This window comes from Shinella sp. NM-101, from assembly GCF_021401195.1.
Taxonomy (GTDB): Bacteria; Pseudomonadota; Alphaproteobacteria; order Rhizobiales; family Rhizobiaceae; genus Shinella.
This window is the reverse complement of record NZ_JACBFT010000007.1, coordinates 286787-293951: the sequence shown is the minus strand read 5'-3', so window position 1 is coordinate 293951 and position 7165 is coordinate 286787. Positions and strand designations below refer to the sequence as shown.

The window sequence follows — 7165 nt, the reverse complement described above, 5'->3', positions numbered from 1 at the left end:
GCTGACGACTGCGGCCCGGATTTCTGTCTCATCTTCGCTTCCTTTGATAGAGCTACGATGAGCCGAAAATCCTCTCTTCTCAACTAAACCAGTTCTGTCTCAAGGGCGCTGATCCGGGACACACGGAGGCCGTCGATTCGTCCAGCAGTGTGATTGGAGCATAAGCAGGATGGCGCGGGCTATCGCGAGCCTCTGGCTCACCGCCGATAGGCGCGCGCCACCCTCACCCACACGCGTCTCAACACCGTCCTCCAGAGCACGCGCTGGGAGGTACGATTGCAAAGGGATTGCATAACCAGCGCCGCTGCGATCGCGGCAGTGTAGAGCCTTGCGCTGGGCGAGGGACAGAAGGTCGTCGCAAAGGGTGGACACCGTCGCCCATGTCGCGACGACCGGTGCGCCGAACAAAGAGCAGCAGCCGAAGCGCCTTTCCGACAAGCCGCCTAACATCGGGCCGACAGCGCAAGGAAGAGCAAAACCGTGCGCCGCGCTGATTTGTCCGGGAGGATTCACCCCTGCAATAAGCCAAACAAGTCCATCAGCGTGCCATGGAGCAGACAACAGAAAGCGAAGTGTCCTTGTCTCTCCAATCGAGACCGGGAGCAATCGCGGCCAGATTGCCGTTCGCGTTCAGCCTCGCGGAGAGAGCATCCCAGCCCTGAACGATCCTGTGAAAGGCGCAGCACTTCGCGGGCGGTGAAAAATCGCAGCGAACGGAACCCAGTCGGCCGTTCCACCATTGGGCGAGATCTTTCCAGACCACGCGGCGTTGCAGATTGTTGTCCTGCTTGGTCGTCTTCACCGGAAAGCTTTCAGGCCATTATATGTTTGTCCATCAAGGTCACGCCTACTCTGCGCCTTCTCAACCGGTAGCCGGAAGAGACGGCGCTGCGTTTTACGCAAAAGTCTGCCTGCCATTTAAGGAGGGTGGGCGGATCGCAAGATCAACATCTATCGGACACTCTGGACGTATCACGGCCTGCTCCGACAGGCGCGCTGCGCACTAGCTCAGCTTCTTACAAATCGCCGATCCTCGATAGGGAGACGATGAATGCCGATCTGGATTTGCCGCCCGCTCATTTTAAATGTTGACACGGGAACGGTCGCATGAGAGGTATAGAAACGTTTTCGGAAAACGTTTCTATATTTTGTCGCCGTTGGTGGGCAGGAGGGCGCGCCATCGGCTTTTCCATGGGAGGAGAGTCATGAACAAGTTTGCACGAGGCACGAGGATAATGACGGCGGCGGCAGCCGTGGCATTGTCGGTAGCGTCCATCGCTCAGGCGCAGCAGGCGCCAGTCATCGGCGCGGTCCAGATGGATTCGCAGTACGAATGGTACCGCACGGTGGAGATGGGTGCCCAGGAAGCGGCGAAGACGCTGAATGCCCAGGTCGTGCTGGCGAATTCGGCGGGAAAGGTCGACAAGGAGGATGAGGCGGTTTCCAACCTCATCGCCAGCGGCGTCAAGGGCATCATCATCAGCGTCGTCGATTCCAAGGCTTCGATTCCGGCGATGGAGCGGGCTCGCAAGGCCGGGATTGTCGTCATCAACTACGATTCCTTTGTCGAGTCGGATCTGATGGATACCTTCGTCGGCGTCGACAACAAGGAACTCGGCGCGATGATGGGCCGCCATGTGGTGGACTACGTCAACAGGGAGATGGGCGGCAAGGCGAAGATCGCGCTTCTCACCGTGGTCCGCTACGCCCAGTCGGTGCTGCGCCGCGATGGCTTCGTCGAGGAGATCAAGAAGGCGCCGGGCATCGAGATCGTTGCCGAGCAGGAAGGCGTCATGCCCGAGCAGGCCTCCACCAATCTCGAGACGATGCTGCAGGCTCATCCCGACATCCAGCTCGTCTGGGCTGCGAATGAAGGCGGTCTTGTCGGCGCGCAGACGGCCAAGCGCTCGACGGGCGCGGACATCAAGATCTTCGGCACCGACATGAGCCTTCAGACGGCGGCATCGTTGACCGATCCGTCGAGTGGCGTGGTCGCCGTCGCGACGCAGGATCCCTACTCTATCGGCGAAAAGGCCCTGCAGCTTGCCGTGGAGGCCGTCAACGGCAAGAATGTGGCTGGCAAGTACACCATTCCGCTGGCGCTCTACTCCAACGACAAGCCGGACGACGTGAAGGCCTATCTGGAAAAATATCAGTCGCTGGCAACCCGCTGAACCATCCTTCAGCGGTCGGGGGATCGACAATGTTCCAGATGCGCGGGATCACCAAGCATTATTCCGGCGTGATGGCGTTGAACGGCGTCAACCTCGATCTTGCGCCCGGCACCGTCCACGCCCTCGTGGGCAAGAACGGTGCCGGCAAGTCGACCCTGATGAAAGTCCTCTCCGGCGTCACGCAGCCGGATTCCGGAGAGATTCTGATCGACGGCAAGCCGGTTGTCTTTCGTGCGCCGGCCGATGCGCATGCGGCCGGAATTGCCATCGTCCACCAGGAACTCAGCCTCGTGCCGAGCATGTCGGCGGCAGAGAACATCTTTCTGGGTTCCTGGCCGAAGAGGCGCGGGCTGGTTGATTGGCAGGGGCTTTCCAGCCAGGCTTCGGAAGTGCTCGCACGATTGAAGTCCAAGATCGCGCCGTCGAGCATCGTTTCCGAACTCAGCATCGCCGACCAGCAGATGGTGGAAATCGCCAAGGCCCTGGCGAAGGCGCCGCGCGTGCTGGTGCTCGACGAGCCGACATCGGCGCTCGGCGACGCGGACTCCGCCCGGCTGCTGCAGGTGATCCGCGATCTTGCCGAAGCCGGGGTGTCGGTGGTCTACATTTCCCACCGCCTGGCCGAGGTCGAGGCGGTCTGCAGTCATGTCACCGTCCTGCGCAACGGCGAGACCGTCGGAGAAACCGCGATCGGTCACCACAAGCGCAGCGACATCGTCAACATGATGGTCGGGCAGACGGTGACCGTCCCTCAACCCGGACGCACCGCAAGACCCGACGTGATCCTGTCGGTGCGCGGGCTCACCCGGCGCGGCGTGTTGACCGACATCGATTTCGATCTTCATGCCGGCGAAGTCCTCGGCATCGCCGGCCTCGTCGGGGCAGGGCGGACAGAGCTCGTCAGGGCGCTGTTCGGCGTCGACAGGATCGATTCCGGCACGATCGACATCGACGGGACGCGCGTCCTGCATCCGACGATCGCGACGATGAAGCGGCTGGGAATGGCTTTCCTGCCGGAGGATCGCAAGCATCAGGCCCTCGTGCTCGACCTGACCGTTCGGGAGAACACCACGCTTGCCGTTCTGGCGCAGCTCGGCTCCAGGCTCGGGCTGTTCCGCCATGCAAAGGAGCGCGCCATCGTCGATGATGTCGTCGAGCGTTTTCAGGTGGCGCTGGCCCACGCGGAAGTCCCGGTTCGCGCCCTTTCGGGCGGCAATCAGCAAAAGATCGTGTTCGGCAAGTGGCTTGCCACTGCGCCGAAGGTCTTGCTTCTCGACGAGCCGACCCGCGGCATCGACGTGCAGGCCAAGGCCCAGATCGTCGGAATCCTGCAGGCGCTTGCCGCCGAGGGCCTGGCGATCATCTTCATCTCCTCGGAAATCGAGGAGGTGCTCCAGGTTTCCGACCGCATCCTGACGATGGCGCGGGGCCGCATCACATCCGTACACGATGCCGACACCGCCGATCTGAACGACGTTGTTCTGGCTGCGACTTCCTGAAGGATATCAAATGACGACAACGTCAATCTCCAGCAAAGGCAAAAGCGGGTCGATCCGGCTGTCGCCGATTACCCGTCACATCGCTCTTCTTTTCGTAGCCTACGTCGTGCTGTATTTGGTGTTCAGCGTCACGGCGAACAATTTTCTGACGTCCTTCAACCAGTTCAACATCCTGCGGCAGACGGCGATGATCGCCATCATCGCGGTCGGCATGACCTATGTCGTGATTTGCGCCGAGATCGATCTTTCCGTCGGCGCGCTGGCGGCGTTCTGCAGCGTCTGCCTCGCCTACATGGCGGTGCGGCTCGGTTTTCCGCTGTGGATCGCCATACCCTGCACGCTGCTGATCGGTGCGTGTTCGGGGTGCCTCATCGCCTTCATGCGGGTGACGTTTCGCATTCCGAGCTTCATCACGTCTTTGGCGCTGCTCACTGCCTTGCGCAGCGGATGTTTCCTGATCAGCGGCGGCTTTCCCATCGCGCCCATGCCGCCGGGCTTTACCATGCTGGATGGCGCGACCATCGGCCCGGTCAGGCTGCCGACGCTGATCATGATCGCGGTCTATGTGATAGGCTATATCGGCCTGCGCCACACCACTTTCGGTCGCTCCGTCTATGCCGTCGGAGGCAACGAGGAGGCGGCACGGCTTTCGGGCATCAATGTTGCGCGCGTCAAGACGGCGGTCTTCGTCACCAGCGCGCTTCTGGCGGCCCTTGCCGGGATCATGCTCACGTCACGGCTGAACTCGGCGACGCCGACGGTCGCCGACGGCTGGGAGCTCGATGTCATCGCCGCGGTCATCATCGGCGGCACCAGCCTGTTCGGCGGACGCGGAAGCGTGGTCGGGACATTTCTCGGCGCCCTGTTCATGACGACACTGAAGAACGGCATGGTGCTGCTCGGTGTCGCGCCCTACAGTCAGGGCCTGATCAGCGGCGTCGTCATTCTCGTAGCCGTCCTTGCGGGCGCAATCGAATTTCGCCGGCGCTGACGCGCATCGACATTGGGAGGCTTTTCATGACGGACACGATTTCCGAAATTTCCCGCCTGTTCGGCCAATTGCGGCCGGTCGACTTGGCGCCGCGGCTCGAGCGCGGTATCCCGCGCTGGCCGACACATCCGCACCTGATCATCGACAAGACGATGAACCACGAGCATGACGGCTACTTCTGCCAGGGCATCGTCATGGCCGAGCATACCGGCGCGCATGTCGATGCTCCGGCACACAATCATCCCGGCGCCCAGACGGTCGACCAGATCGAGGTCGACAAGCTGTTTGCCCCGGCCGTCCTCTACGATTTTTCCAGCCTTGGTCTGGAGGCCGGGGAGTTGATCACCCCCGACATGGTCGAGCGCTATGAGCGTGAGAACGACATCAGGGTCGGCAGCGGCGAGATCGCCCTGGTCAATTATGGCTGGATGAAGCGGCATTGGCGCTGCGATTGCCATGCGCAATGGTACGCCACCAATGCTCCCGGCATGACCGAGGAAACCGTCATCCTGTTCAAGGAGCGCGGCATACGGGCGATCGGAACCGATACGGTTGCGTGCGAGATCGCCATCGTCGACGGCAAGGCCGGTCATTCGCTCGGCCATGACAAGCACTGGCTGCCGAACGGCATCCTGATCATGGAGATGCTGGCGCGGCTGGAGCAACTATCCTTGAGAAGCTTTTTCGCAGCCGCCCCCTTGCCCTTCGCCGAGGGCTCCGGCTCGCCGCTGCGGCCGATCGCCTTTTGCGAGCGCTGAGCGGACGCAAGTCACGTCTGCTGCTTGAGAATGTCCTTCTGAATCTTGCCCGTCTGTCCGACGGGCAGGGCCGCGACGATGCGCACCTCCGGCACCTTGTAGGACGCTATGCGGCTACGGCACCATTGAACCAGCTCGCTTTCCGTCGCCGAGGCTGTGTCGGGCACGAGCTGGACGAAGGCGACAGGAACCTGACCGCGCGACGCATCCGGGCGGGGCACGACGGCGACGGCGAAGACGGCCGGATGTTCGGCGACAACGGCCTCGATCTCGGCGGGGCCGACGCTCATGCCGTTGACCTTGATCAGGTCCTTCCTTCGTCCCAGGTAGTGGATGAAGCCGTCCTCGTCGATCTGTCCGATATCGCCGGAATGGAGCCAGCCGTTGCGCAATGCGGCCTGCGTCGCCTCGGCTGCATTCAGATAGCCGTTGAAGACCGCAGGCGAGCGGCAGCAGATTTCGCCTTCGGCGCCCAGCGGCAGGATTTCGCCGGTGTCGAAATCACAGATCTTGAAATCCGTCCCGGGTGAGGGAAGGCCGACGAAGGTTGGCCGGGAGGCGAGGTCGAAGTCGTCTTTCTGAAATCCGATCGTCACCGTGTTGGCCGTATGGGTTTCGGTCATGCCCCAGGCCGATTCCGACAGGACCGCAACCGGGTAATGTGAGAGCCATCGATTGCGGATTTCGATGCCAAGCTTCTGGACGAAGGAAACGCAGCGAATCAGCCGCAACGACGACAGGTCGAATTCCGCAAAGCGTGGATGGTCCATGACCTCGACGAGATTGTCGACCAGCATGGTCGTCGCCGCGACGCGCTGGCTCGAGACCGCCATCATGAAGGCCAGGGGATCCCAGCGCGACAGCAGCACCAGCGTCGTCCCGGAAAAGATCTGGTAGACGAGGCCGTGGTTCTGCCCGGCGATCCAGAATTGCGGGAAGAAGTTCAGCGTCGTCTCGGCGAAACTGTCGCTGCGCAGATGGTTGGCCGCCGCCGTATAGATCATGTGGCCCTGGCTGTGCAGGCAGCCCCTCGGATAGGCGGTCGTACCGCTCGTGTAGTTAATCGAGGCCGTCCGATCGAGGTCGGCAGCCGCAGCTTCGGCGGGAAGCGGATCGGCATGGGCGATGGCGTCGAAGAAGTCGACGGCCGTTCCGCCCGAAGCCTGTTCCTCGCTGACCATCGGCGGCACCGGAAGTTCGGCCGCTGCCGGCAGTGCGTCGGATATCCGGGTCCGGTAGAAAAGGCCGAGCGCATTGCCTTCGCACGACTCTACGAGAGGCATGAGCGATTGCAGGGCGATAATGGCCTTCGCGCCGCAATCCTTCAATTGATGTTCGAGCTCGCGCTGCTTCGCCAATGGGCTCATCGGGCAATGAACCGCGCCGATACGCAGGATGGCCAGGAAGGCGATGGTGAATTGCGGGCAGTTCGGCATGACGAGTGCCACCCTGTCGCCGGCAACGATGCCATCGCTGACAAGCCGTGCGGCAAGACGACCGCTCATCTCATGCAGTTCGGCATAGCTGAAGCTGCGTCCGTAAAACCAGATTGCGGTCTTCTGCGGCTCGGCCCGCGCCCAGGCGGCGAGCCGCTGCGGCAGGTCGAGCCCGGGCATCGGATCCTGCAGGGTGCCCTTCAGGCCATCCGGCCAGTTTTTGCGCCACAACTGGCGGAGCAGGGCGAGATAGCTCTCTTCGGTCGTCCCATCGCAGACTCGACCGATCTCACTGGCCTTGGCCATG

6 protein-coding genes are annotated in these 7165 nt (G+C 62.1%); 4 read left to right on the top strand and 2 right to left on the bottom strand.

Annotation, left to right across the window (positions count from 1 at the left end):
- Window positions 1-538 precede the first annotated feature (538 nt).
- A complete protein-coding gene (locus L0976_RS15885) occupies window positions 539-802 on the bottom strand; it encodes a hypothetical protein (RefSeq protein WP_234188254.1) in 264 nt (87 codons plus the stop codon).
- A 403-nt stretch (window positions 803-1205) separates the two neighbouring features.
- On the opposite strand from L0976_RS15885, the gene L0976_RS15880 reads away from it, so the two are divergent.
- Genes L0976_RS15880 through L0976_RS15865 form a run of 4 tightly spaced genes read left to right on the top strand, consistent with a single transcriptional unit; the run spans window position 1206 to window position 5422 of the window.
- A complete protein-coding gene (locus tag L0976_RS15880) occupies window positions 1206-2174 on the top strand; it encodes a substrate-binding domain-containing protein (RefSeq protein ID WP_234188253.1) in 969 nt (322 codons plus the stop codon).
- Between the two features lie 29 nt (window positions 2175-2203).
- Window positions 2204-3673 (top strand): sugar ABC transporter ATP-binding protein, encoded by a 1470-nt coding sequence (locus L0976_RS15875; RefSeq protein ID WP_234188252.1) that lies wholly within the window; start codon window positions 2204-2206, stop codon window positions 3671-3673.
- 10 nt (window positions 3674-3683) lie between these two features.
- Complete coding sequence (locus tag L0976_RS15870; RefSeq protein WP_234188251.1) at window positions 3684-4664, top strand: ABC transporter permease; 981 nt, start codon at window positions 3684-3686, stop codon at window positions 4662-4664.
- Between the two features lie 26 nt (window positions 4665-4690).
- Window positions 4691-5422 carry a cyclase family protein gene (locus tag L0976_RS15865; RefSeq protein WP_203317702.1) on the top strand — a complete coding sequence of 244 codons (732 nt, stop codon included), beginning with the start codon at window positions 4691-4693 and terminating at the stop codon, window positions 5420-5422.
- Window positions 5423-5433: 11 nt separating this feature from the next.
- On the opposite strand, the gene L0976_RS15860 is transcribed toward L0976_RS15865, so the two are convergent.
- Window positions 5434-7164, bottom strand: coding sequence for an AMP-binding protein (locus tag L0976_RS15860; protein WP_234188250.1), 1731 nt, complete (start codon window positions 7162-7164; stop codon window positions 5434-5436).
- Window position 7165 lies beyond the last annotated feature (1 nt).